This is a genomic window from Flavobacterium solisilvae, from assembly GCF_012911605.1.
Taxonomy (GTDB): domain Bacteria; phylum Bacteroidota; class Bacteroidia; order Flavobacteriales; family Flavobacteriaceae; genus Flavobacterium; species Flavobacterium solisilvae.
Genome location: NZ_JAAMPT010000124.1, coordinates 1 through 350 on the forward strand (window position 1 = coordinate 1; position 350 = coordinate 350).

1 rRNA gene is annotated in these 350 nt (G+C 51.4%); it reads left to right on the forward strand.

The features are described from left to right. Positions 1 to 350: ribosomal RNA gene (locus G6042_RS00585) — 23S ribosomal RNA — on the forward strand; the annotation flags it as partial.

Sequence of the window (350 nt, forward strand, 5' to 3'; positions counted from 1 at the left end):
AGTGAAATAGATCCTGAAACCATACGCTTACAAGCGGTCGGAGCCCTTTCGTGGGGTGACGGCGTGCCTTTTGCATAATGAGCCTACGAGTTACCGTTGCTGGCAAGGATAAGTGTTTAAGGCATGGATCCGTAGCGAAAGCGAGTCTGAATAGGGCGCTATAGTCAGTAGTGGTAGACGCGAAACCGTGTGATCTACCCATGGGCAGGATGAAGCTGTGGTAACACACAGTGGAGGTCCGAACCGGTTGACGTTGAAAAGTCTTCGGATGACCTGTGGGTAGGGGTGAAAGGCCAATCAAACTCGGAAATAGCTCGTACTCCCCGAAATGCATTTAGGTGCAGCGCTGA